This window comes from Isoptericola hypogeus, assembly GCF_039531145.1.
GTDB classification, from domain to species: Bacteria; Actinomycetota; Actinomycetes; order Actinomycetales; family Cellulomonadaceae; genus Isoptericola; species Isoptericola hypogeus.
The window spans coordinates 220,834-244,760 of the sequence record NZ_BAAAPM010000008.1 but is presented as its reverse complement, the minus strand read 5'-3'; the positions used below and the strand labels follow the sequence as shown (position 1 = coordinate 244,760).

The 23,927-nt window shown below is 74.0% G+C and carries 18 protein-coding genes and 1 pseudogene; 14 read left to right on the top strand and 5 right to left on the bottom strand.

Annotated elements, in window-relative coordinates:
• Window positions 1–58: 58 nt before the first annotated feature.
• The 4 genes and pseudogenes from ABD254_RS16790 to ABD254_RS16775 all read left to right on the top strand — a co-directional run bounded on the left by ABD254_RS16790 (window position 59) and on the right by ABD254_RS16775 (window position 3,507).
• The gene (locus ABD254_RS16790; protein ID WP_344249755.1) at window positions 59–607 is read left to right on the top strand and encodes an RNA polymerase sigma factor; all 549 of its coding nucleotides are present in this window, start codon (window positions 59–61) and stop codon (window positions 605–607) included.
• Entirely contained in the window at window positions 591–1,364 is a 774-nt protein-coding gene (locus ABD254_RS16785; RefSeq protein WP_344249754.1) for an anti-sigma factor, read from the top strand. Before ABD254_RS16790 ends, ABD254_RS16785 begins: the two co-directional genes overlap by 17 nt.
• 220 nt (window positions 1,365–1,584) lie before the next feature.
• Window positions 1,585–2,016, top strand: a complete 432-nt coding sequence (locus ABD254_RS16780; RefSeq protein ID WP_344249753.1) for an Hsp20/alpha crystallin family protein — start codon at window positions 1,585–1,587, stop codon at window positions 2,014–2,016.
• 154 nt (window positions 2,017–2,170) lie between these two features.
• Window positions 2,171–3,507 (top strand): annotated as a pseudogene (locus ABD254_RS16775) (APC family permease).
• Between the two features lie 81 nt (window positions 3,508–3,588).
• Here the strand turns inward: ABD254_RS16775 and ABD254_RS16770 are convergent.
• From ABD254_RS16770 to ABD254_RS16750, 5 genes are read right to left on the bottom strand one after another with little or no spacing between them, the layout of a single operon-like run.
• On the bottom strand, window positions 3,589–5,706 hold the full coding sequence (locus ABD254_RS16770) for an alpha-galactosidase (protein WP_344249752.1): 2,118 nt from the start codon (window positions 5,704–5,706) through the stop codon (window positions 3,589–3,591).
• Window positions 5,707–5,713: 7 nt separating this feature from the next.
• Window positions 5,714–7,057 carry an extracellular solute-binding protein gene (locus tag ABD254_RS16765; protein WP_344249751.1) on the bottom strand — a complete coding sequence of 448 codons (1,344 nt, stop codon included), beginning with the start codon at window positions 7,055–7,057 and terminating at the stop codon, window positions 5,714–5,716.
• Window positions 7,058–7,106: 49 nt separating this feature from the next.
• Window positions 7,107–8,009 carry a carbohydrate ABC transporter permease gene (locus ABD254_RS16760; RefSeq protein ID WP_344249750.1) on the bottom strand — a complete coding sequence of 301 codons (903 nt, stop codon included), beginning with the start codon at window positions 8,007–8,009 and terminating at the stop codon, window positions 7,107–7,109.
• Window positions 8,006–8,938 carry a carbohydrate ABC transporter permease gene (locus ABD254_RS16755; RefSeq protein ID WP_344249749.1) on the bottom strand — a complete coding sequence of 311 codons (933 nt, stop codon included), beginning with the start codon at window positions 8,936–8,938 and terminating at the stop codon, window positions 8,006–8,008. Before ABD254_RS16755 ends, ABD254_RS16760 begins: the two co-directional genes overlap by 4 nt.
• On the bottom strand, window positions 8,935–11,001 hold the full coding sequence (locus ABD254_RS16750) for a beta-galactosidase (protein WP_344249748.1): 2,067 nt from the start codon (window positions 10,999–11,001) through the stop codon (window positions 8,935–8,937). The genes ABD254_RS16755 and ABD254_RS16750 overlap by 4 nt, the downstream gene beginning before the upstream one ends.
• Window positions 11,002–11,106: 105 nt before the next feature.
• Here ABD254_RS16750 and ABD254_RS16745 point away from each other — a divergent pair, with 105 nt between their 5' ends.
• The 10 genes from ABD254_RS16745 to ABD254_RS16700 all read left to right on the top strand — a co-directional run bounded on the left by ABD254_RS16745 (window position 11,107) and on the right by ABD254_RS16700 (window position 23,863).
• On the top strand, window positions 11,107–12,120 hold the full coding sequence (locus tag ABD254_RS16745; protein WP_344249747.1) for a LacI family DNA-binding transcriptional regulator: 1,014 nt from the start codon (window positions 11,107–11,109) through the stop codon (window positions 12,118–12,120).
• Between the two features lie 162 nt (window positions 12,121–12,282).
• A complete protein-coding gene (locus ABD254_RS16740; RefSeq protein WP_344249746.1) occupies window positions 12,283–13,602 on the top strand; it encodes an ABC transporter substrate-binding protein in 1,320 nt (439 codons plus the stop codon).
• A 62-nt stretch (window positions 13,603–13,664) separates the two neighbouring features.
• Entirely contained in the window at window positions 13,665–14,540 is an 876-nt protein-coding gene (locus ABD254_RS16735) for a carbohydrate ABC transporter permease (RefSeq protein ID WP_344249744.1), read from the top strand.
• Window positions 14,537–15,424, top strand: coding sequence for a carbohydrate ABC transporter permease (locus tag ABD254_RS16730; protein WP_344249743.1), 888 nt, complete (start codon window positions 14,537–14,539; stop codon window positions 15,422–15,424). The genes ABD254_RS16735 and ABD254_RS16730 overlap by 4 nt, the downstream gene beginning before the upstream one ends.
• The gene (locus tag ABD254_RS16725; protein ID WP_344249742.1) at window positions 15,421–16,146 is read left to right on the top strand and encodes a GntR family transcriptional regulator; all 726 of its coding nucleotides are present in this window, start codon (window positions 15,421–15,423) and stop codon (window positions 16,144–16,146) included. Before ABD254_RS16730 ends, ABD254_RS16725 begins: the two co-directional genes overlap by 4 nt.
• A complete protein-coding gene (locus tag ABD254_RS16720) occupies window positions 16,143–17,123 on the top strand; it encodes an ROK family protein (RefSeq protein WP_344249741.1) in 981 nt (326 codons plus the stop codon). Before ABD254_RS16725 ends, ABD254_RS16720 begins: the two co-directional genes overlap by 4 nt.
• A complete protein-coding gene (locus ABD254_RS16715; RefSeq protein WP_344249740.1) occupies window positions 17,111–18,637 on the top strand; it encodes a DUF4127 family protein in 1,527 nt (508 codons plus the stop codon). Before ABD254_RS16720 ends, ABD254_RS16715 begins: the two co-directional genes overlap by 13 nt.
• Window positions 18,634–20,433: an FAD-dependent oxidoreductase gene (locus ABD254_RS16710; RefSeq protein ID WP_344249739.1), complete on the top strand. Its 1,800-nt coding sequence runs from the start codon at window positions 18,634–18,636 to the stop codon at window positions 20,431–20,433. Before ABD254_RS16715 ends, ABD254_RS16710 begins: the two co-directional genes overlap by 4 nt.
• Window positions 20,430–21,170 (top strand): N-acetylmannosamine-6-phosphate 2-epimerase, encoded by a 741-nt coding sequence (locus ABD254_RS16705; protein ID WP_344249738.1) that lies wholly within the window; start codon window positions 20,430–20,432, stop codon window positions 21,168–21,170. The genes ABD254_RS16710 and ABD254_RS16705 overlap by 4 nt, the downstream gene beginning before the upstream one ends.
• Entirely contained in the window at window positions 21,167–23,863 is a 2,697-nt protein-coding gene (locus tag ABD254_RS16700; protein ID WP_344249736.1) for a glycoside hydrolase family 38 N-terminal domain-containing protein, read from the top strand. The genes ABD254_RS16705 and ABD254_RS16700 overlap by 4 nt, the downstream gene beginning before the upstream one ends.
• The last annotated feature ends 64 nt before the right edge of the window (window positions 23,864–23,927 follow it).

Sequence of the window (23,927 nt, the reverse complement as noted above, 5' to 3'; positions counted from 1 at the left end):
AGCCCGAGGACGAGCCCTGAACGCCGACGACGCCACGCTCGACGACGCCGAGCTCGACGTGCGGGAGCTGGGGCGGCGCTTCGCCGACGGGGACGAGTCCGCGCTCGCCGAGGCCTATGCACGCTGGTCGGCCCTCGTGCACACGATGGCGCTGCGGTCGCTCGGGTCGCGTGCCGACGCTGAGGACGTGACGCAGCAGGTCTTCGTCGCCGCCTGGCGCAGCCGCACCCGGTACGACCCCGACCGGTCCCGGCTGCCGGCCTGGCTGGTCGGCGTCACCCGCCACGCCGTCGCCGACGCCCACCAGGCCCGAGCCCGGGCCCACCGTGCCGAGGACGCGGCGACCGCCCTGGCCGCGACCGCCCCCGCGCCCGGCCCGGACCCCTCGGTGGAGCGGGTCGCCGACCAGGTCCTCATCGAGGACGAGCTGCGCCGCCTCGGCGACCCCGCGCGTACCATCCTGCGCCTGGCCTTCTTCCGCGACCTCACGCACGTCCAGATCGCGGAAGAGCTCGACCTGCCGCTCGGCACGGTCAAGAGTCACGTCCGACGAAGCCTGATCAGGCTCCGCGACCGATTGGAGGTGGACGGTGCCCCACATCGATGACGAGACGCTCGCACTCCGCGCGCTCGGCGAGGACGTGCTCGACCCCGGGCAGCGCCTCCACCTCGACGACTGCCCGGCGTGCGCCCGCACGGTCGCGGACCTCGCGCGCGCGGTCGACAGCGCCCGGTCGCCGTCCGCGGCGCCGGAGCTGGTCCCCCCGGCTCCCGAGGTCTGGTCGCGCGTGCACCGCGAGCTGGGGCTCACCGAGGTTCCGGACACGCTCGCGCCGGGCGGTGCGAGCGGGGCGTCGGAGCACGCCGACGCCGGCGGGGACGACGAGGCGCCGCGGGCCGACGTGGTCGAGCTCGCCCCCGCACGGGAGCGGCGCGCGTGGTGGCCGGCGCTCGTGGCGGCGTGCGCGGCGCTGGTCCTCGGGATCGCCGGGGGTGTGCTCTGGGAGCGCCGGTCCGTCGAGCCGGCGGAGACCACGGTCGCCAGCGCGGTGCTGGATCCCCTGCCGGCATGGCCCGACGCGTCGGGCGAGGCCGTCGTGCAGGAGACGGCGGACGGGCGACGGCAGATCGTCGTCTCCGTCGACGCGCCTGCGCCCGAGGGCACGTACCGGGAGGTGTGGCTCCTGAGGGCCGACGTGAGCGGTCTGGTCAGCCTCGGCATCCTCGAGGGCACCGAAGGGCGGTTCGACGTCCCCGACGGGCTCGACCTGGCCGCCTACCCCGTCGTCGACGTCTCCGAGGAGCCCCTGGACGGCGACCCGGCCCACTCGGGCGACTCCGTGGTGCGCGGCCCGCTCGCCTGAGAACGGGCCGCGCTCCGCGCCGAGGCCGTGCACGCGGCGGACCAGCGGGTGCCCCTCGTTGAACGCGTGCCCGCGGCGTTCGCCCACGGCGATCGGGATGGGCTGGCACTCTCGGGGGCCGAGTGCTAAAACCATGGTGTAGCCAGCGTGCCGGAAGGCCCGGCACGTCGCTCGCGGACAGGGCCGCGCGTCGCGGCCCTCATCGAGGAGGTGATGCGCGATGGCTACCTACTGGGACCCGTTCCAGGAGATGGATCGACTGTTCGGCTCGTTGGCGCTCAACACCCGCAACGCGCCCGCCATGCCGATGGACCTCTTCCGAGAGGGCGACCACTACGTCCTCGCGGTCGACCTGCCCGGCATCGATCCCGGCAGCGTCGACGTCTCGTGCGAGGACCGCACGCTGACGATCCGGGCCGAGCGCACGCCCCGGTCCGCCGAGGGTCAGTGGCTCCTGCGAGAGCGCCCGTCGGGCACCGTGGCCCGCCAGCTCACCCTCGGACGCGGCCTGGCGCTCGACCGGATCAGCGCTTCGTACGCGGACGGGGTGCTCACCCTCACCATCCCGGTGTCGGAGGAGGCCAAGCCGCGTCGGATCGAGGTCAGCCACGCCGCCGGCTCGCCGACGGCGATCGAGGCCGGCGGCAGCTGATCGTTGCCGCGAGCCGGTGATGCCCGCGGACGGCGACCTGCGGGCGTCGCCGGCTCACCCGCCTCGTCGGCCTCCCGCACGGACCCGGAAGGACCCGACCGTGTCGACGAACGCCCGCCGGGCGAGAAGGCGCCTCCGACCCCAGACTCGGCAGATGTCCGACACCGACACCGACACCAGGTCCATGCCATTGCGTCGCGCCGTGACCGGGCGGCTGCTCTTCCTGTTCATCCTGGGCGACGTGCTCGGCGCCGGCGTCTACGCGCTCATCGGCGAGATGGCGGGCTCGGCGGGCGGGCTCGTGTGGCTGTCTTCGCGGCCGCTCTCGCGATGGCGCTGCTGACCGCGTTCTCGTACGCGGAGCTCGTCACCAAGTACCCACGCGCGGGAGGGTCGGCGGTGTATGCCGAGAAGGCGTTCCGCAGCCCGCTCGTCGCCTTCCTGGTCGGTTTCTGCATGCTTGCCGCGGGCGTGGTGAGCGCCGCGGGCCTCTCTCTGGCGTTCACGGGTGACTACCTGACCGCGTTCCTCGACGTCCCCCAGATCCCCGCCGCAGTCGTGTTCCTGGTGGTGGTGGCGCTCGTCAACGCGTGGGGCATCAAGGAGTCGTTGCGGGCCAACGTCGTGATGACGGTCATCGAGTCCGCCGGCCTGGTGCTCGTCATCGTGCTGGGCGCGTGGGTGATCGGACGCGGCGACGCCGACCTCGGCGGGGCGTTCACCCCGCCAGAGGGCACGTCCGCCGGGCTCGCCGTCCTGAGCAGCGCGCTGGTCGCGTTCTACTCGTTCGTCGGCTTCGAGACGTCGGCCAACCTGGCCGAGGAGATCCGCGACGTCTCCCGCGTCTACCCGCGCGCGCTCTTCGCCGCGCTCGCCACCGCCGGCGTCGCCTACATGCTGCTCGGCTTCGTCGCGCCGGCGGTCGTGCCGCCGGACGAGCTCGCCGAGTCCTCGGGCCCGCTGCTGGAGGTCGTGCGGGCCGCGGGCTTCGTGGCACCCGAGATGTTCGCAGCCGTCGCGCTCGTCGCCGTCGCCAACGGTGCGCTCCTGACGATGATCATGGCGAGCCGCCTCGCGTACGGCATGGCCCGCCAGCGCCTGCTGCCGTCGTCGCTCGCCCGCGTGCTCCCGGGTCGCCGCACCCCGGGCGTGGCGATCGCGGTGACCACCGTCCTCGCCGTCGTGCTCGCCGTCACCGGGGAGCTGGTCGACCTGGCCTCGACGGTGGTGCTGCTCCTGCTCTTCGTGTTCCTGTCGACCAACGTCGCGGCGCTCGTGCTGCGCCGCGACCACGTCGAGCACGATCATTTCCGGTCCCCTACGGCGATGCCGGTGCTCGCCGTCCTCACCTGCCTCGTGCTGCTGACCCAGCAGGAGCCGCAGCACTGGCTGCTCGCCGCCGTGCTGCTGGCCGTCGGGGTCGTCGTCCACCTCCTGACCCGGTGGACCTCGCGCGCCGGGCACGCCGCGCACACCGACGAGGAGGCCTGACGGCGTGCCGAGCCCTGACGGCTGATCGTCGTACCCGTCGATGCGCCGGCGCGGGACCGCGCCCGGAGCCCCGCCGGGACGTCAGCGGACCCGGACCCTGATCAACGTGGCCTGCTCCGGCGCGAGCGGCGGCAGGGGCAGGCCGACTTCGGCCAGCACTGAGCCAGGGAGCTCGGCGCCGCCTCCGGTCCACCACGGGGGCGGGACGTCGCCGACCACCATCGGCGGGCCGGCGAGGTCGACCCGCTCGACCCGGTAGGTCTGCCGCGGGTCGAGGCCCGGCAGCAGCAGGGGCGACGGGACCGCGGCGGGCGACGAGGACGTGGTGACGACGGCGTAAATCGCCTCGCTCGCGTCCGGCGCGACGAGCCCGTGCACCCAGCAGTCGTCGGAGCGGTCGGCGCGGACGGTGGTTCCCGTGCTCACGAGCCTCCGCACGTCCTTGACCGTACGCACCCAGCGGGCGAGGGCGTCGAGCACCTCGGGGGACGCGCGGGTGAGGTCGGCCTCGATGCCGCTGTGCCCGAACGTGGCGGTGACGAGCCGGACCGCCAGGTCGTGCGTCCGACCCGTGGTGTGCGAGCGGGTGTCGCCGACGTGCGACCCGACCAGCTCGGGCGGCACGAGGAGCCCGGTCCAGCGCTGGATCGACTGGCGCTCCAGCGCGTCGTTGGTGTCCGAGGCCCACACCCGGTCGGCGCGGTCCAGCACGTCGAGGTCCACCTTGCCGCCGCCGGACGAGCAGGACTCGATCTCCAGCGCCGGGAAGCGGGCGCGCAGCTCGTCCATGAGACGACGGGTCGCGAGCACCTGGGGGCGCGACGGCGCGTCGATCACGTCGCGGTTCTGGTCCCACTTCAGGGAGGCGACCGGGTACTCGTCGAGCAGCGCGACCAGAGCGTCGCGCACGTGCGCGTAGGCGTCAGGGTTGGCCAGGTCGAGCACCTGCTGGTGTCGCCACCCGACCGGGTCGCGGCCCGGCGCGCCACGCAGGACCCATTCCGGGTGCCGGCGCGCGACCTCGGAGTCGAGGTTCACCATCTCGGGCTCCACCCACAGCCCGAACTCCATCCCGAGCCCCGTGACGTGGCGGATCAGCGGGTGCAGCCCGTCCGGCCAGACGTCGCGGTCGACCGTCCAGTCGCCGAGCCCGCGGCGGTCGTCGCGGCGTCCGCGGAACCAACCGTCGTCGAGCACGAACCGTTCGACGCCGGCCCGCGCGGCCGCGTCGGCCAGCGCCCGCAACCGATCGAGGTCGTGCGCGAAGTAGACGGCCTCCCACGTGTTCAGGGTGACGGGCCGCGGCCGGGTCGCGCGCCCGGGGCGGCCACGCACCCAGCGGTGGAAGCGCTCGGAGACGCCGTCGAGCCCGCGGTCCGACCAGCACGCGAGGGTGCGGGGCGACTCGTACGTCTCCCCCGGCTCCAGGACCACGTCTCCCGGCCCCCACAGCTCTCCGGCGCCCGTGAGCGTGTGTCCGGTGGCCAGCCGTTCGACGCGGACGGCGGCGTCGCCGCTCCACGCGTGATGGAGCGCCCAGACCTCGCCGGTGCGGAACGCGAACCCCGAGGTTCCCGTGACGGTCACGAAGGGCGCGTCGTGGCCCGGGCGGCCGTGGCGGGTCTCCCGCGACCAGGTGCCGTCACGCAGGCTCGAGCGCTGCGGCCGGCGCTCCCCCGACCAGCGGCCCGAGAGGTCGAGGATCTCCGTGGCACGTGCCGGGAGCGGCAGCGACGACACGACGCGCTCGAGCAAGTAGGGCGTCGTGCCGAGGTTCGTCACCGACGTCCGGCTCTCGAGCACGCCGTGGCCGCCGAGCGCCAGGGCGACGACGACGCGCAGCCCGGCGTCGGGATCGGTCAGCTCGACCCGCAGCGTGCCGGACGTCGCGACGGTCCGCGCGTGGCGCAGGGCCGGTCGACGGTCGGCCCCGCCGGACGCCGCCTCGGGCCGCCATCCGGCGAGGCCGGACAGCCCCGGCCACCCGTCGGCCGCCGACGGCACGAGCGTCGCGTGCAGCGGCACGTCGATCGAGCTCGCGGTCACCGCCGGCACCTGCACGTCGGCCAAGTCCTCGAGCTGACGGTCGGTCAGCGCACCGAGGTCGGCACCCCAGTGCAGGACGGTGGGTACCGCGGTGCCGCGGGCGTCGAGCACGAGGCTCGAGCCCGCGGCACGCAGGTGGTGGACCCGGTTCACCGACGGATCACTCGTTCACCGGGATCGACTGCGACGTCAGCGTCTCCTTGGTGGCGTCCTCGCCGGCCTGGAGCGCGTCGAGGAGCGTCCCCGACCCGCCGAGCGCGGTGCCGAAGCCGTCGGCCACGTCGTTGTAGGTCTGCGCCATCGTCGGGCCCCAGGTGAAGCTCGGGTCGGTCGCGGCGGCGGCCTCGGCGAACACGTCGAAGATCGGCTGCCCGCCGTAGAACTCGAGGCCCTCCTTCAGCGCGGGCAGCTCGAGGCCGGCGGTCGTGGCCGGGTACAGCCCGCCGCCCTTGTTGAGCGCGGTCAGCGCCTCCTCGGAGGTGTTCAGCCACAGCGCGAACTGCGCGGCCTCGTACGGGTGCTCGCTGCCCTTGAGCACCGCGACGGACGACCCGCCCCAGTTGCCCGCGGCGTTCTGCCCGGCCTCCCACTGCGGCATCGGCGCCACGGCCCATTTCCCGGACGTGTCGGGCGCGCCGGACGAGATCGAGTTGCTGCCCCAGACCGCACTGACCCAGGTCCACAGCTCACCGGTGTTGAGCTCGTTGTTCCACTCGTCGGAGAAGCCGGGGGTGTCCTTGACGAGGCCCTCGTCGATCAGGCCCTGCCAGTACTCGGCCACCTCGGTGGACTCCGGGCCCGTCAGGTCGACCGTCCACGCCTCGCCGTCGTTGGCGAACCAGCGGCCCTGGTCCTGCCAGACGAGCCCGGCGAACCAGTTGACGTCCGTGCGCGGGAAGTGGGTGATGTACGCGCCCTCCTCCCTGATGGTGCGCGCCGCGTCGGCGTACTCGTCCCAGGTGGACGGAACATCGATGCCGGCCTTGGCGAACAGGTCCTTGCGGTAGAACATCGCCATCGGGCCGGTGTCCTGTGGGATCGCGTAGACCGCGTCCTGCTCGCCGAAGGTGACCTGCTGCCAGGTCCAGTCGACGAACTGCTCGCCCGACTCCATGACGCCCTCGCACCCGGCGATGTTCACCAGTCCGTCCTGGACGCGGAAGTTCGGCAGCGTGTCGTACTCGATCTGGCCGAGGTCGGGGGCCTCCCCCGCCTCGAGCTGGTTGAAGAAGTCCTGATAGGTGCCGGCGTTGCCCGACGGGCCGGTGTTGTAGGTGACCTGGACGTCGGGGTTCGCCTCGTTCCACATCGCGATGGCGTCCTCCATCCCGGGGACCCAGCCGGTGTACGTGAGCTCGACGGGGCCCTCGGACGGTGCGCAGGCGGCGGCCTCGGGCGCGGCGCCCTCGCCGTCCTCGGCCGCGCCGGAGCAGCCGGCGAGGACGGCGGTCCCGGCGAGAGCGACGGCGACGGCGCCCGCGCGGACCTGGGTGTGGCGACTCATGGTGTTCCTCCTTGAACGGGGTGGGTCGTGCTTCCGAGAGCCGGGGGCGTCATGCCTTGACGCCCCCGGCGGCGAGGCCGCCGCGCCAGAAGCGCTGGAGGCCGAGGAAGGCGAGGATCAGCGGCACGATCGCGACGAAGGCCCCCACGACGACGGCCGTGCGCAGCTCCGGCACGGCGTTCGTCTGGGAATTCCACGCGTACAGACCGAGCGTGACGGGGTAGAGCTTGTCGTTCGACAGCATCACCAGGGGCAGGAAGAAGTTGTTCCAGATGGTGACGAACTGGAACAGGAAGATCGTCACGAGCGCCGGCGCCATGAGCCGCACCGAGACGGTGAAGAACGTGCGCACCTCTCCCGAGCCGTCGAGCCGCGCGGCCTCGAGGAGCTCGGCGGGCACGCTGGCCGCGGCGTAGATCCGGGCGAGGTAGACGCCGAACGGGCTCACCAGGCTGGGCAGGAAGACGGACCAGTAGGAGTTGGTGAGGTTGGCGGCGCTGAAGATCAGGAACAGGGGCAGCGCGAGCGCGGTGACCGGCACGAGGACGCCGCCGAGGATGACGTTGAAGAGCGCGTCGCGCCCCCGGAACGCGTACTTGGCGAGCGCGTAGCCGCACATCGACGCGAGCAGCGTGCCCAGGAGCGCGCCGACGCCCGCGTAGAGCACGGCGTTGCCGAGCCACCGCAGGTAGACGCCTCCGTCGTAGGTGAAGACGAACCCAAGGTTCTCCCACAGGTTCCAGTCCGCGAACCACAGCCCTGCGGTCGACGCGATCTGTCCCCGCGACTTGGTGGACGCGACGAACAGCCACCAGATCGGCACCAGGAAGTAGAGGGTGAAGGCGCCCATGACGACGAACGCCACCAGCCGCGACATCGGGTGCTCGCGCACGCCCCGCCGCTCACGGGCCGTGGTCGGGCCGTACCCGTCGGTCCGGGTCAGGATGCTCACGCGAAGGCCCTCCTGTTCGTCAGGCGCAGGAAGACGAACGACAGCGCGAACGTCAGCAGCGCGAGCACCACGGAGAACGCCGCGGCGAGGTTGAAGTTGGGCACCGTCGACGTCGTGTAGACGACGAGGTTCGGCGTGAAGGTCGAGCTGATCGACGTCGTGAACGAGCGGAACACCTGGGGCTCGGTCAGCAGCTGCAGCGTGCCGATGATCGAGAAGACCCCGGTCAGCACCAGGGCCGGCACGACGAGCGGGATCTTGACCGACCAGGCGATGCGGAGCTGTCCGGCGCCGTCGATGCGCGCGGCCTCGTAGATCTCGCCGGGGATGGCCTGCAGCGCCGAGTAGATGATCAGCATGTTGTAGCCGGCGTAGACCCAGGTCACGACGTTCGCGATCGACCACAGGACCGCGCCGCTGCCCAGCAGGTCGACGTTGCCGGTCACGAACGTGAACGGCGAGAGGCCCGGCGAGTAGAGGAAGCCCCACATGATGGCGGCGATGACGCCGGGCACGGCGTACGGGGCGAAGAAGGCGAGGCGGTAGAACCTCTTGCCCTTGACCAGCGGCGAGTCGATCAGCAGCGCGAACAGCAGCGCGAGACCGAGCATGACCGGCACCTGCACGGCGCCGAAGGCCAGCACGCGACCGAGCGACGACCAGAAGGCCTCCGAGGCGAACACCTGCTCGTACTGCGTGAGACCGCCGAACACCTCGGTGGCGGGCCCGAACGTGCCCTCCCGCTCGACCGTGCGGAACGACCGGAACACGGCGTAGCCGATCGGCAGCAGGTAGAAGAGGGCGAACAGGAGGAAGAACGGGACGACGAAGACCGTGATCGCCCCGCCGTGGCGGGATCGTCGCCGCCCGGACGACGCCGCCTCCCGCGTCGTCGGGGCAGCACGCCCCGAGCCGGTCGTGGTGCTCATGCCGGTGCCTCCTCGCTGGGTCGCCGTCGACCCGTCGGCTGCTCCCGGACGACGGCGACACCGCCGGCCGGTACCTCGTGCGCGTCCGCGCGCCGGCCCGTGACCAGGTCGACGCCCGGCGCTCGGGCGACGAAGGCGTCGTCGCCGTGGTTCACGACGAACAGGTAGGACCCCGCGTCGCCGTCGCGGCGCACGACGTCGACGTCGCCGCCCGCCCCGGGCAGGACCGGGCGCACCCCGGCGCCCTCCAGGACGTCGGTCACCAGGGCGTCGCGCCCCCCGGTCCCGAGCCGCGTCGCGACGTACCACGCGGCGCCGCGGCCGTGCTCGTGCCGGGTCACCGCGGCACCGCCCGCGACGGGTCCGTCCGTGAACCGGGCCCGCACGGTCGCGCCTCGTGGCTCGAGCCGCTCCGTCCACACCCGGCCGACGCCGCCGTCGTCGAGCGCGACGCTCTCGCCGTCGTCGAGCGGGAAGAACTCGTCGGACCGCGCGCCGAGCACCTCGCGGAACGCGCCGGGATAGCCGCCGAGGCGGACGTGGTCGTTCTCGTCGACGATCCCGGAGAAGTACGTGACGAGGAGATGCCCGCCGCCGACGACGAACCGTTCGACGCTGCGCGCCGCCTCGTCCGAGACGAGGTACAGGGTGGGCACGACGACGAGCCGATACCCGGAGAGGTCGGTGTCCGGGGATACGACGTCCACCCCGACGCCGGCGCGCCGCAGCGCGGCGTGCATGGCGTGGACCTCGTCGAGGTAGCGGACGTCCTGCGTGGGATGGCCGCCGGCGTCGACCGCCCACCACGCCTGCCAGTCGAAGACCACGGCGACGTCGCTGGTCGGCCTCGTGCCCACGACCTCGTCCAACGCGTCCAGCAGGGCGCCGAGGCGGAGCGTCGCCCGCCACTGCTCCGAGTCCGTCCCCGCGTGCGGGAGCAGGGCCGAGTGGAACCGCTCGGCGCCCGCGCGCGAGGCGCGCCACTGGAAGAAGCACACGGCGTCGGCGCCGCGGGCGACGTGCGTGAGCACCATGCGCTCGAGCTCGCCGGGCGCCTTCGCCAGGTTGCGCGGCTGCCAGTTCACCGCGCCGTGCGAGGCCTCCATGAGCATCCACGGGGCGCCGCCCGCGAGGCCACGGGTGGCGTCGGCGGCGAACGCGAGCTCTGCCCAGGGGTCGTCCAGCCGGTGGTCGAGGTAGTGGTCGTTCGCGACGACGTCCATGTCCGGCGCCCACGACCAGTAGTCCTGGGTGTCGATGTGCGCGGTGACCATGAAGTTCGTCGTGACCGGCGTCGTCGTCGACGCACGCAGGACCTGCGCCTCGGCGCGGTACCACTCGAGCAGCTCGTCGGAGCTGAAGCGGCGGAAGTCCAGCAGCTGCGTCGGGTTCTCGGCCGAGGCCGTCAGGCGGGGCGGGAGCACCTCGTCGAACGAGCCGTACCGCTGGCTCCAGAAGCTCGTGCCCCACGCGGCGTTGAGCGCGTCGGCCGTGCCGTAGCGCCGCTCGAGCCAGCGGCGAAAGGCGCTCGCGGACTCGTCGCAGTAGCACAGCGCGTTGTGGCAGCCCAGCTCGTTGGACACGTGCCACAGCGCGAGCGCGGGATGGTCGCCGTACCGCTCGGCCGTCGCGCGGACCAGCCGCAGGGCGTGCTCCCGCACCACCGGGGAGCTGGGGCACCACGCCTGGCGCCCGCCCGGGCTCACGGTCTCCCCCTCGCGCGTCACCGGCAGCACCTCCGGGTGTGCGGTGGTGAGCCACGGCGGCGGCGTGGAGGTCCCCGTGCCCAGGTTCACCGCGATGCCGTGCTCGTGGAGCAGGTCCATGACCGAGTCGAGCTCCTCGAAGGAGTACACCCCGGGCGAGCGCTCGATCTCGGCCCACCCGAACACGTTCACGGCGACGAGGTCGACGCCGGCCTCGCGCATCAGGCGGGCATCCTGCGCCCAGGTCTCCCGCGGCCACTGCTCGGGGTTGTAGTCGCCTCCGAACGCGATCCCCCGGTGCGGGAGGGGAAGGCGTCCTCGGCGTGCCGGTTCGTCCACGTCGACGGTGATCCTCATCCTCGAAGGTCTATGTGTGCACGTGCACACAGCGGGGAACAGTACACGCGTCCCGGCATTCTGTACACGTGCACACACGAGGTCCTGGGCGGATACCCTGAGCGCATGACCTCCCCACGCCGCGTCCGGGCGACCGTCCACGACGTCGCGGCCCGGGCCGGGGTGTCCCGGGGCACGGTCTCCCGCGTCCTCAACGGCGTCGGGTACGTGTCGGCCGAGGCACGCGTCCGGATCGAGGCCGCCGTCGCCGAGGTCGGATACGTGCGCAACAACGCCGCGCGCAACCTGGTGATGCGCAAGACCTGGGCGATCGGTTTCGTCGTGCACGAGCCGCACCAGCTCTTCCTCGAAGACCCGAACATCGGCGCGATCCTGCTCGGCACCAACGCCGTCGTCGCGGAGGCGGACCACCAGCTCGTGGTGCTCGTCGTCGACTCGGAGAGCGACGCCGCCCGCGTCTCGAGCTACCTGCGCGGCGGCTTCGTCGACGGCGCCGTCCTGGTCTCGGCACGTTCGCACGACGCGGTGGCCGACGCCGTCGAGGAGGTCCGCCTGCCGGCTGCCTTCGTCGGCCACCCCGAGGGCCGGCCGAGCGTTCCCTTCGTGGGCATCGACAACCGCACCGCCGCACGGACGCTCACCCAGCGGCTCCTCGGCACCGGGCGCCGGCGCGTCGGCATGCTCGCGAGCGCCCTGGACCGCGACTCCGGTGCCGACCGCCTCGAGGGGTTCAAGGACGCGCTCGGCGCCCGGTTCGACGAGCGGCTGGTCGTGGCCGACCCGCTGTACTCCTACCGGGCCGGCGTCGACGGCATGGCCGAGCTCCTGCGCCGCGAACCCGGCGTCGACGGCGTCTTCGCGGCGTCAGACGCCGTCGCCGCAGGCGCACTGGAGACCCTGCGCTCGTCGGGTCGCGCGGTGCCCGACGACGTGGGCCTCGTCGGCTTCGACGACAGCGCCTGGGCGCTCCGTTGCCACCCGGCGCTGTCCACCGTGCGCCAGCCCGCCGCAGACATGGGCCGGGCGGCCGCCACGCTCGTGCTCAAGCAGCTCTCCGACCGCACGGACGTCACCAGCGTCACGCTGCCCACCGAGATCGTCTGGCGCGACTCCGCCTGACCGCGGCACGGCGGCCCGCGGAGCGGCGGCACACAGCGCGAGAAGTGGTACGGACCAAATCGCTCGTCGGTCTTGACGGGGTGCAGATGCGCGGCTAACTTCCTCGCTATTGGTACGGACCACTTGCCTCGCCCGAGGCGTCAACGTCGACCCAGGAGTGACATGACCCCCACTCGTCGCCGCCGCGCGACACTCCCCGCGATCGCGCTCCTCGCGCTCTCGCTCACCGCGTGCGGCCTGAGCGGCAGCGCGACCTCCCCCGAACCGGACGCCGCGAGCGACCAGCCCGCCGAGGTCACCGGGAAGATCACCTTCTCGACGCTGCAGCTCAAGCCGACCTTCACCGAGTACATCGAGGGAGTCATCGACGACTTCGAGGCCGAGCACCCGGGCACCGAGGTCGAGTGGATCGACGTCCCGTTCGAGGGCGCCCAGGAGAAGATCGCCGCCGACGCGGCCGCCGGGACCCTCCCCGACGTCATCAACCTCAACCCGAACTTCGCGCAGCCGCTCGAGGCCGAGGGGATCTTCCTCGACCTCGAGCAGGAGGTCCCCGACCTGCGCGACGCGTACGTGCCGGGCGCCTGGGACACCTTCCAGGTGCCCGAGCAGGAGGGCTCCTTCGGCTTCCCGTGGTACCTGACCTCCGAGGTCACCATGTACAACACGGCGATGTTCGAGCAGGCCGGGCTCGACCCCGAGACGCCGCCCGCGACGTTCGACGAGCTCTACGCCGCGGCCGAGCAGATCGCCTCGACGTCGGACGGCAAGGTGTGGGGCATGCACCCGGCGCTCGAGAACCGGTTCCTGCTCGACCTCGCCAAGGAGGGCGTGCCGCTGCTGTCCGAGGACGGCACCGAGTGGGTCTTCAACACGCCCGAGGCCGTGGCCCACGTCGAGCGGCTCACCAAGGCCTACCAGGACGGCGTCTTCCCGCCCGACTCCCTCACCGAGGACCACACCAAGGAGACCGAGGCCTACCAGGCCGGCCGCGTCGCCCTGTTCCCGTCCGGTCCCAACTTCCTCACCATCGTCGAGGAGAACGCGCCGGACATCGCCAAGGCGACCGGCGTCGGCCCGCAGATCACCGGCGCGTCCGACGCCGCGAACATGTCCGTCATGGGCCTGCTCGTGCCGAAGACCACCGAGAACAAGGCCACGGCCCTCGCGTTCGCCGAGTTCATGACGAACGCCGAGAACCAGCTCGAGTTCTCCAAGATCGTCACGATCTTCCCGTCGGTGACCGAGGCGCTGCAGGACCCGTACTTCACCGACGACTCCGACGGCACCGTCGAGTCCCACGCGCGACGCCTCTCGGCCGAGCAGCTCGAGAACGCCCGCAACCTGCTGCCCGTGCAGTACGACGACCGGGTCAAGGCCGCCGTCGTCGGCAAGGTCCAGCTCGCGATGAAGGGCGAGCTGAGCGCCCAGGAGGCCATGGACCAGGCCGTCGCCGAGGCCAACGCCATCACCGGCCGATGACCGTCGCCGGGGCGGTCGGGCGCACGCCCGTCCGCCCCGGCCGCCCGAAGGACGAAGATCCCGTGACCCGTCGTCTCCGACTCACCCCCTGGCTGTTCCTCGCTCCCGCGCTGATCGTCGCCGTCGTCTTCCACGTCTGGCCGTTCCTCAACACCGTCGTGCTGTCGTTCACCGACGCGCGCGCCCTCGGCGGCGGGACCTTCGTCGGCGGCGACAACTACGTGCGGCTCGCGCAGGACCCGAGCTTCTGGCTCGCGACCCGCAACACCCTCGTGTACGTGGCGGTCGTCGTGCCGCTCCTGGTGCTGCTGCCCCTGCTGCTCGCGGTGCTGGTCCAGCCGCAGATCCGCGCCATGGGGTTCTTCCGCTCGGTCTACTACTCCCCCGTCGTCGCGTCGATGGTCGTCGTCGGACTCATCTGGACGTGGATGCTCGCGAGCGACGGCGTGGTGAACCAGGTGCTCGAGGCGATGCGCGTCATCGACGGCCCGCTGCCGTTCCTCACCGACTCGACGCTCCTGCTCGTCAGCTGCATGCTCGTCACCGTCTGGAAGGGTCTGGGCTACTACATGGTCGTCTACCTGGCCGCCCTGGGGAACGTCTCGAAGGAGTATCACGAGGCGGCCCAGGTCGACGGCGCAAGCCCCGCCCGCCGGTTCTGGTCGGTCACCGTCCCCGGCGTCCGGGCCACGATGTTCCTCGTCGGCCTGCTGTCCGCCATCGCCGCGATGAAGGTCTTCGCCGAGGTCTACGTCATGAGCTACGGGAGCGCCGGTCCGGGCGGCCAGGCGCGGACGCTGGTCTACACCATCCGCGAGGTCGGGCTCGGGCTCGGCGGCGAGATCGGCTACGCCTCGGCGATGAGCCTCGCGCTGTTCGTCCTCACCATCGGGTTCTCCGCGGGCTACCTGCGGGCGCAGCGGGCGGAGGCGCGATGACCACCACCCTCGTGCCCGACCGCACCACCCGACCGGCGCCGCAGAGCCTGCGACCCGACCGCTCGAAGCACACCCGCGCGGGGCTCGTGCTGCGGTACACCCTGCTCGCCCTGATGCTCGTTCTCCTCGTCGGGCCCTTCCTGTGGCAGCTCTCGACGTCCCTCAAGGGCGCCGGCGAGTCCATCTACTCCGCCTCGCCGGTCCCGAGCCAGCCGACCCTCGACAACTACCGCACGGTCGCCGAGACCATCCCCGTGTTCCGGTACGTCGGGAACTCCCTCCTGGTGGCGTCCGCGTCCGCGGTGCTCAACGTCGTGCTCGGATCGATGGCGGGGTACGCCCTCGCCCGGCTGCCGTTCCGGGGCCGCGCCGCGGCCGATCTGACGTTCCTCGCGACGATCGTCATCCCGTTCGAGGTCATCATGGTGTCGGTCTTCCTCACCATGCGCTCGATCGGTCTCGTCGACTCGCTCGCCGGCGTCGTCCTCCCTGCCGCCGCGTCGGGCCTGTCGATCGTGCTGATGCGGACCGCCTTCCTCGGCCTGCCCCGGGAGACGGAGGAGGCGGCGAAGCTCGACGGCGCAAACGCCTGGCAGCGGTACCGCCACATCGCGATGCCGTCCGTCAAGGGGACCCTCACCGTGGTGGCCATCTTCGCGTTCGTCTTCGCGTGGGACGACTTCCTGTGGCCGCTCGTCATCCTCAAGAACCCCGACAACTACACCTTGACCGTCGGGATCCAGTACCTGTCCGGCACGTTCAGCGCCAACCAGCGCGTCATCGCCGCCGGCACCATGATCGCGGTGATCCCCCTGCTGGCGCTCTTCTTCTCCCTGCAGCGCTGGTTCTTCCGGGGCGTCGGCGAAGGAGGCATCAAGGGATGACGACCGAGACCCACGAACCGAAGTACGAGGCGCTGCGGGCACAGCTCGAGGCGGACATCCGCACCGGCCTGCGGCCCCACGACCCGCTGCCGTCGGAGCGCAAGCTCATGGCCACCTACGAGGTCTCGCGCATGACGGTGCGCCAGGCGCTGCGCCTGCTCGCCGAGGAGGGCCTCGTCTACCGGGTGCAGGGCTCGGGCACGTTCGTGTCCGACCCGACGATGATCAGCAAGTCCCTCACCCTCACATCGTTCAGCGAGGACATCGCGTCCCGCGGGATGCGGCCCGGATCACGCTCGCAGCACGTGGAGCGGATCGAGGCCGAGGCGGAGGTCGCCCAGGACCTGGGGCTGTCCCCCGGCGCGCCGGTGGTGCACGTCGAGCGGGTGCGCACCGCCGACGGCTCCCCGATGTGCATCGAGAACGTGTGGGTCCCGGCCGACCTGCTCCCGACCGACTTCGGCAGCGAGGCCGTGCCGAGCCTGTACGCGACGTTCGAGTCGCTCGGTCACGTGCCCGACGTCGCGGAGCAGACGATCCGCGCGACGGTGGTGGACGCCGCCCAGGCCGCGCTGCTCGACGTCGCGCCGCACTCGCCGGCGTTCATGGTCTCCCGCGTCACCTACACCGCAGACGCCCGCCCCCTGGAGCGCGGTCGCAGCATCTACCGCGCCGACCGGTACGACTTCCGCGTCTCCGTCCAGCGACGGAGGCGCCCGTGAGCGCCCCGCCCGCGGCCGCCGTCGGGCTCGACATCGGCGGGACGAAGATGTGCGCGGTGGCGGTGACGGCAGCCGGCACCGTGCTCGCGTCGCGCGAGGTGCCGACGCCCGCGTCCCAGGGTCCCGACGCGATCCTCGACGCCGGGGCCGCGCTGGTGCGCGGGGTCGTCGGCATGGTCGCCGCGATCTCCGGCACCACGGGGCCGGTACGTCGGCTGGGCGTCGGCACGGCCGGGGTGGTCGACCGCCGCACCGGGACCATCGTCGCGGCCACGTCGGCGCTCCCCGGGTGGGCGGGCACGGCCGTCCGGGCCGAGCTCGCCCACAGGCTCGGTGGCATCCCGGTCACCCTGGTGAACGACGTGCACGCCGTGGCGCTCGCCGAGGGCCTGTGGGGTGCCGCCGCCGGCGCTCGGGGCTACCTCACCGTGACGGTCGGCACCGGCGTCGGGGGCGCGGTGGTCGTGGACGGCTCCGTCGTGGTGGGCCGGCGTCATCTCGCCGGTCACGTCGGCCACGTCAGCGTCCCGGAGGCCGTCGGCGAGCCCTGCCCGTGCGGACGCAGCGGCCACCTCGAGGCCGTGGCCTCCGGCCCGGCCATGGTCGCGGCCTACCGGGGGCTCGGCGGCCAGGCCCGCACGGGGCACGACCTCGCCCGGGCCGTCGCGCGCGGCGACGACCGGGCCCGGCAGGTCGTGCGGCACGCCGGCGCCGCGCTGGGAACGGCGCTCGGGTCGCTGGCCGCGGCTCTGGACCCGGAGGTCGTGGTGGTCGGCGGAGGCGCGCTCGACATCGGCGACGACCTGCTCGACGCCGCCCGCGCCTCGCTCGCCGTGTCGGCACTGCCTGGGCTGGCCGGCCTACCGGTCCTGCGTGCCACCGTCCGGGACGCGGGCGCCGTCGGCGCCGCGTCGCTGGTCCTCGAGCCCGCCGGGTCCTCGTCCGGCCACGCCACGGGGGTGCCGTGCTCCGCCTGACCCTCCTGCCCCTGGACGACCGGCCCGTCAGCCGGCGCCTTCCCGTCCAGCTCGCGCAGGTCGCGGGTGCGACCGTCGAGTCCCCGCCGCCCGCGTTGCTCCCCCGCCTCCGCCGGGCGCCCGACGTGACGGCCCTGTCCACGTGGTTCGCCGCCTCCCGCGAGCGCGCCGACGCGAGCGTCGTCAGCCTGGACGCCCTCGGGTTCGGTTCGCTCATCGCGTCCCGCACAGGAACGCAGCGGGTCGACGAGGTGCTCGCCTCCTGGGCGCCCGTCGCCCGCCCGGGCCCGCCCGTGCACGCGGCGATCGTCGTCCCGCGTACCCCGGACAGCGCCGACGCCACCGAGGAGCCTCCCTACTGGGACCCGCACGGTCCCGCGCTGCACCGGCTGTCCGCCGAGCTGAGCGACCGGGAGCCCGACCTGGCCGGCGCTCGCGCACGGGTCGCGGCGAACGTCCCGGCCGACGTCGTCGCGGACTGGGTCGGACGACGGTTGCGTCAGCACGCGCTGGCCCTCGCCGCGCTCGACCTCCACCGTCGCGACCTGCTGACGACGCTGGTCGTCGGGGTCGACGACGCCGCCGAGCGGTCCCTGTCCGCGGCCGCGCAGCACGACCTCGCTCGATGGGTGCAGGTCCTCGGCACCGGCGACCGTGCGCTCGTGCACCCCGGCGCGGACGAGACGGGCGCGGTGCTCGTGGCCCGCGCCGTCCTCGCCGCCTCGGACGCCGCGCCGCCGCGCGTCGTGCTTCGATGCGCCGTCGCGGGTGGGCTCGACCGTGTCGCGCCGTACGAGACGGGGCCTGTGCGGCACACCGCCGTCCGCCAGCTCGAGGCCGCGGGCGCGGTCGTCGTCCACGCCGGACCGTCCGACGCCGGGCCGTCCGACGCCGGTTCGTCCGACGTCGACTGTCATGTCGTCGTGCACGCGCCGGCGGTAGGGCCGTCGCGCGGCGACTGGGCCGTCACGCCCCCCGACGTGCTCGACCACGAGGCGGCAGCCGCGACCGCCCGCATTGTTGCCCGCCTGGTCTCGGCGGGACACCGGGTCGCCGTCGCCGACGTCGCGCACCCCAACGGGGCGGACCCCGCGCTCGTGGCCGCGCTCGCCGCCGTCGACGCCTGGCCGCACCTGGCGGGCTACGCCGCATGGAACACGGCGGGCAACACGCTCGGGACCGTCGCAGCCCAGGTCGTCGTCACGACCCTCGCGCAGCGGGCGGGGACGTTCGACGCTGCTGCACACCGGCGCATGCTCGCGCACCGCGTCGCGGAGGACGCCGGCTGGATGAGCCGCGTGCGGGCCCAGGTGCGGGCCGAGCTCGGCTCCGACCCCTCCCGGCACGACGTGGTGCACCCGACCCCCGACCAGCGATCCGCATGGGAGGCGCGGCTCACGTCCGTGCTCGCCGCCACGCGCGGCCTCGAGGACCTGCACGTCGCCCCCGGCAGCCTGGCGCTGCCGTGGGACCGCACGTTCGAGATCGACATGGACGTGGAGGCGGCGCCGTGACCGCACCAGTCACCGCGCCCCTGGCCGGCCTGCGCCTCGCCGTCATCGGCGGCGGCCTGGGCGGCATCGCCGCGACCCTCGCCGCCGCCGACGCGGGCGCCACCGTGACGCTCGCCGCGGCCGAGCCCGTGCTCGGCGGGCAGGTCACGGCCCAGGCCACCAGCCCGCTCGACGAGCACCCGCTCATCGAGTCCACGGGCGCCCCCGGCAGCTACCACGAGTTCCGGCGCCGGGTCCGCGAGCGCCTCGGCGGGCGCACCAACCCCGGCGGCGGCTGGGTCTCGCGGCTGTGCTTCGAGCCCGACGTCGGGCGCCGGGTGCTGGACGACATGCTCGCGGCGCACGTGGCGGCCGGTCGGGTGCGCGTGCTGCTGGACCGCGAGCCGGTCGCGGCACGCACGGGCATTGACGCCGCCGGACGGCACGTGATCGAGGCGCTCGAGCTCGCCGGTCCGGGAGGTGTCCGGGAGGTCGTCGCGGCGGACACGTTCGTCGACGCCACCGAGCTGGGCGACCTGCTGCCGCTCGCTGGCGCCGACTGGGTGATCGGGTCCGAGGGCTCGGACGCCTTCGGGGAGCCGCACGCCCTGCCCGGCGGGCCGGACCCGCGCGCCGAGCAGTCGTGCACCTGGGTCGCCGGGCTCCGCCTCGACGACGTCGCCGGGCCGGTCGGTCCCGCCCCGCACGGGTACGCCGGGCACGTGACCGGTCAGCCGTTCGGGCTGGACATCGCCGGATGGGACGGCGGCGTCCACCGCTACGCGATGTTCCGCGACTCCGTGTCCGGCAACCCGCCGTTCTGGACCTACCGCCGGGTGCGGGACGCCGCGCAGCTCGGCGGCCGCGACGCCGTCGTCCTCAACTGGGCCGGGAACGACTACGCGACGACCGGGCTGGTCGCCGACCGCGAGCGCACGATGCGCGGCGCGCGCGAGCTCACGCTCGCCTTCGTCCACTGGCTGCGCACCGAGGCCCCGCGCGACGATGGCGGGCGCGGGTACCCCGAGGTCGCGCTCGCCCCGGAGATCACCGGCACGCCCGACGGCCTGGCCCTCGCCCCGTACGTGCGCGAGTCCCGCCGTCTCGCGTCGAGCGACCCGGTGACCGAGCACGACATCGCCGCCCGGGACGGCGTCGAGCGCGCGGTCGGGATGCGGGACTCCCTGGGGACGGCGTGGTACCACGCCGACCTGCACCCCCGGGTCGGCCATCCGTCGAGCGTGTACGCGCCCACGGCGCCGTTCCAGGTGCCTGCGCGAGCCCTGGTGCCGGACGTCGGCCGGGGGCCGGTCAACCTGATCGCCGGGGCCAAGAACCTCGCGGCCACACAGGTCGCGGCCGCCGCCTACCGGGTTCACCCGGGCGAGTGGTCCGTCGGGGAGGCGGCGGGCGTCCTCGCCGTCGAGGCGCACGCAGCGGCGATCGCCCCCGCCGGCGCAGCCTCGTCCCCGGGTGCGGTGCGCCGAGCCCAGGAGCGGCTGCTCGCACGCGGCACACCGCTCGTGTGGGCGCGCGACCTGCCCACCGACCACCCCGCGTTCAGGGCCGCGACCCGCGCCGTCCTCGCCGGCGGAACCACCGGCGAACGGGCCAGGAGCCTCGACCTGCGCCCCGACGACACGCTCGTTGCCGCCGAGCGAGGCGCCCTGGCCCGGGCGTTCCGCCTCGTCTCGCCCCCGGAGGGGCGCACGTGGGGCGAGGCCGCCCGAGCTGCCCTGGCCGCGTCACCCCATCCCGGCCCTTCGCCCACCCCCGTTGCTAGCGCCCACCAGCACCACCGTCAGGAGACCAGATGACGACGGCCCTACCCTCCGCCTCGCGCGACGTGATCGGCGCCCTGCGGGGCCGGCTCGTCGTGTCCTGCCAGGCGCGCGAGGGCGAGCCCCTGCACGGTCCGGTGCACATGCGGGCCATGGCGCTGTCCGCCCTCGCGGGCGGCGCGGCGGGGCTGCGCCTCGAGGGCCCGGACGACATCGCGGCCGTCCGGGCCGTGACGGACGTCCCGGTGATCGGCCTGTGGAAGGTCGGCGGCTCCGCCGTCTACATCACGCCCACGATGGCGGCGGTGCACGCCGTCGCGGACGCCGGCGCCGACATCGTGGCCGTCGACGCGACGGGCCGCGCCCGACCTGACGGGAGCACGCTGGCCGACGTCGTCCTCGCGGTGCACGAGAGCTACGAACGTCTCGTCATGGCGGACGTGGCGACCGTCGAGCAGGGCCTCGCCGCCCAGGCGGCGGGAGTCGACCTCGTGGGGTCGACGCTCTCGGGCTACACGGGCGCCGGCCCGGTGCCCCTGGGCCCCGACCTGGACCTCGTCGCGGGGCTCGCCGCCGCGCTGACGGTGCCGGTGGTCGCGGAGGGGCGGATCTCCTCGCCCTCCGAGGCGGCCGAGGCGCTGCGCCGTGGCGCGACGACCGTCGTCGTGGGCGGGGCGATCACCCGCCCGGCGTCGATCACCGCCCGGTTCGCGGGCGCGCTCGATGCCGTCCGCGCGTCTCGTCCCGGCGCCGAGCCGGAGGTCGCGCGATGACCGCGTGTCACGTCGTCTCGCACGTCCACTGGGACCGCGAGTGGTACCGGCCCTTCGAGGGATTCCGCTCGCGGCTGCTCGAGCTCGTCGAGCGCATCTGCGACGATCTCGACTCCGGGCGGCTCGAGTCCTTCCACCTCGACGGCCAGACGGTCACGCTCGACGACGTCTCGGCCCTGCGGCCCGACCTGGCCGACCGCGTCCGAAAGCTCGCCGCGGACGGGCGGCTGACGATCGGCCCGTGGCACGTCCTGGCGGACAACCAGCTCGTCTCCGCGGAGAACCTCGTGCGCAACCTGCACCTCGCGCGCCGCACGGCGGGCGACCTGCTCAGCGACATCGGCTACTCCCCCGACGCCTTCGGCCACCCGGCCGACCTGCCGCGCATCCTCAACGGCTTCGGCATCGACACCGCCCTCGTGTGGCGCGGCGCCCCGCCCGAGCACGCCCGCTTCCGATGGCGAGGCCCGGACGGCTCCGAGGTCTTCACCGTCAACCAGGCGTACCACCAGGCGGAGGTGCTGTGGCCCGCCGACCCCGACGCGGCACGAGACGCCTTGGAGAGCTTCGTCGCGCGGGAGACCGAGCGCGCGCCCGCCGGGCCGCTGCTCCTGCTCAACGGTGGGGACCACCTGCTGCCGAAGGCGCCGGCGGACCGCGCCGAGGCGATCGACGCCGTCGTCGAGGCGACCGGGGTCGCGGTGGGCGCCTCCACGCTGCCGGAGTTCTTCGCGGCCGCCAGGGTCGCGGCGACGGGCACGGCGCTGCCCGTGGTCGACGGCGAGCTGCGGTACCTGGGCGACCGGCTCACCTTCCTGCTGCCGGGCACGCTGTCGGCGCGCGCGTACGTCAAGGCCCTCAACGACCGGGCGCAAGCACTCCTGGAACGGTTCGTCGAGCCCGCCGTCGCGGTCGCGGCGGCCAGCGGCCGGGCCCCCGCGAACGCCGGCGAGACCCTCGCCCACGCCTGGGACCTGCTGGTGAAGAACGCCCCGCACGACTCGATCTGCGGCTGCTCCGTCGACGAGGTGCACCGCGAGACCACCGTCCGGGCGGAGCGGGTGCTGGAGGCCGGCGACCAGCTGCTGCGCCGGGCCGCGCTGTCCGACGGGCTCGACGTCCGCGGGCGCGGCAAGCCCGCCGCCGACACCGTGAACCTGCTCGTGCGGTCCGGCGACGGCGACACGGGCGGCGGCCCGGTCGTGGTCGTGGTCGTCACGGCGCCCGGCCGGTACGTCGTCGCCCTGCGGGACCCCGACGGGAACGAGGTGCCCGTCGAGGCGGAGCACCTCGGCGACGACCAGTGGTTCGAGGCCGACCTGGACCTGCTCCCCGACACCCTGCGCGGCGCGCGGCACCGCCTCGCGTTCCGCGCGGACTCCATTCCTGCCTTTGGCTGGGCCGTGTACACGGCGCTGCTCGGCGACGCCCCGGTGTGCGAGCCCGCGCGCGAGGAGCGCCGGGACGCCGAGGTGGACGGGGTGCGGATCGTCGTGGACGACGACGCCTCCGTGACCCTCCACGGCCGCGACGGGCGAGTGCGGCGCGGGCTCGGCCGGCTGGTCGACGGCGGCGACCGCGGGGACAGCTACACCTACGACCCGCCGCGCGACGACGCGCTAGTGAGCCCTGCCGTCCGGACCGTCACGGCTGTCGCCTCCACGGTGCGCTCCCGGCTGGTCGTGGACGCCGCGATGGCGCTCCCGGCAGGGCTCGGCGACGACCGCGACTCGCGCTCCGCGACGACCGTCGACACGCCGGTGCGCGTCATCGTCGAGCGCTGGGCGGGCGACCCCGTGCTGCGCTGGACCATCGAGGTCGACAACGCCGCCGACGACCACCGGCTCCGCTTCCACGTCCCCGTGGCGGGCCGTCCGAGCACCTGGCGCGCGGACACCCACTGGTCGGTGCAGCAGCGGGACTTCGGCCCCGTCGTCGGCGCCCTGCCCACCGGGCCCGGGCTCGAGGCCGCGATCGGCACGTCACCCGCCCACACGTTCGCCGCGGCGGGCGAGGGCGAGGACGCCGTCGCCGTCCTCCTCGACGCCCTGCCCGAGGTGCAGGGCCTCGACGCCGGCGCTGCTGGCGGCGTCCACGAGATCGCCGTGACGCTCCTGCGCGCCGTCGGCTGGCTCTCGCGCTTCGACCTGCGCACCCGCACGACCGGCGCCGGGCCGGCGTTCGAGGTGCCCGAGGGGCAGTGCCACGGCACGCGCCGCGTGCGGCTCGGCGTGCTCGTCGGCGACGACGTGGCCGGCAACGACGCGGACGGCGACCCGGCCTCTCGGGACGGGTTCGGGCTCGCCCGCACGGCCGCCGCGCACCACGTGCCGCTGCGGGCGGAGCAGCTGCGCACGCCGGCGCCGGCCCGACGATCCGCGGCGGACGCTGCGCCGGTCGTGCGCGGGGCCCTCGTCTCCGCGCTCAAGCCGGCGGAGTCCGGCGCGGGGGTGGTCGTGCGCGTCGTCAACCCGACCGGCGAGGCGCGGGTCGCCGACGTTCGCCTGCCCGGCTGGGCCGGCGCGGTGACCGAGGTGCGGCTCGACGAGACCCCGACGGGGACCTCGACCGAGCCCCTGGCCCAGCGCACCGCCCACGGCACCGACGGCGGCCCGCGACTCGAGCTGCCGCTCGGGCCGTACGCCGTGCGCACGCTGCACCTGGCCCCGACCCCGAGAGCCGACGAGCGCTGAGCGGTGCCCGCACGGCGCGGGCGCCGCCGCCGGTGGGGCACTCGGTCCCGCCGCTACCCGAAGT

Coding starts and splice junctions, on each gene's coding strand:
- ABD254_RS16765 (WP_344249751.1), bottom strand. CDS start 7,057: ATGAGTCGCCACACCCAGGTCCGCGCGGGCGCCGTCGCCGTCGCTCTC.
- ABD254_RS16780 (WP_344249753.1), top strand. CDS start 1,585: ATGGCTACCTACTGGGACCCGTTCCAGGAGATGGATCGACTGTTCGGC.
- ABD254_RS16730 (WP_344249743.1), top strand. CDS start 14,537: ATGACCACCACCCTCGTGCCCGACCGCACCACCCGACCGGCGCCGCAG.
- ABD254_RS16705 (WP_344249738.1), top strand. CDS start 20,430: ATGACGACGGCCCTACCCTCCGCCTCGCGCGACGTGATCGGCGCCCTG.
- ABD254_RS16700 (WP_344249736.1), top strand. CDS start 21,167: ATGACCGCGTGTCACGTCGTCTCGCACGTCCACTGGGACCGCGAGTGG.
- ABD254_RS16740 (WP_344249746.1), top strand. CDS start 12,283: ATGACCCCCACTCGTCGCCGCCGCGCGACACTCCCCGCGATCGCGCTC.
- ABD254_RS16750 (WP_344249748.1), bottom strand. CDS start 11,001: ATGAGGATCACCGTCGACGTGGACGAACCGGCACGCCGAGGACGCCTT.
- ABD254_RS16755 (WP_344249749.1), bottom strand. CDS start 8,938: ATGAGCACCACGACCGGCTCGGGGCGTGCTGCCCCGACGACGCGGGAG.
- ABD254_RS16745 (WP_344249747.1), top strand. CDS start 11,107: ATGACCTCCCCACGCCGCGTCCGGGCGACCGTCCACGACGTCGCGGCC.
- ABD254_RS16725 (WP_344249742.1), top strand. CDS start 15,421: ATGACGACCGAGACCCACGAACCGAAGTACGAGGCGCTGCGGGCACAG.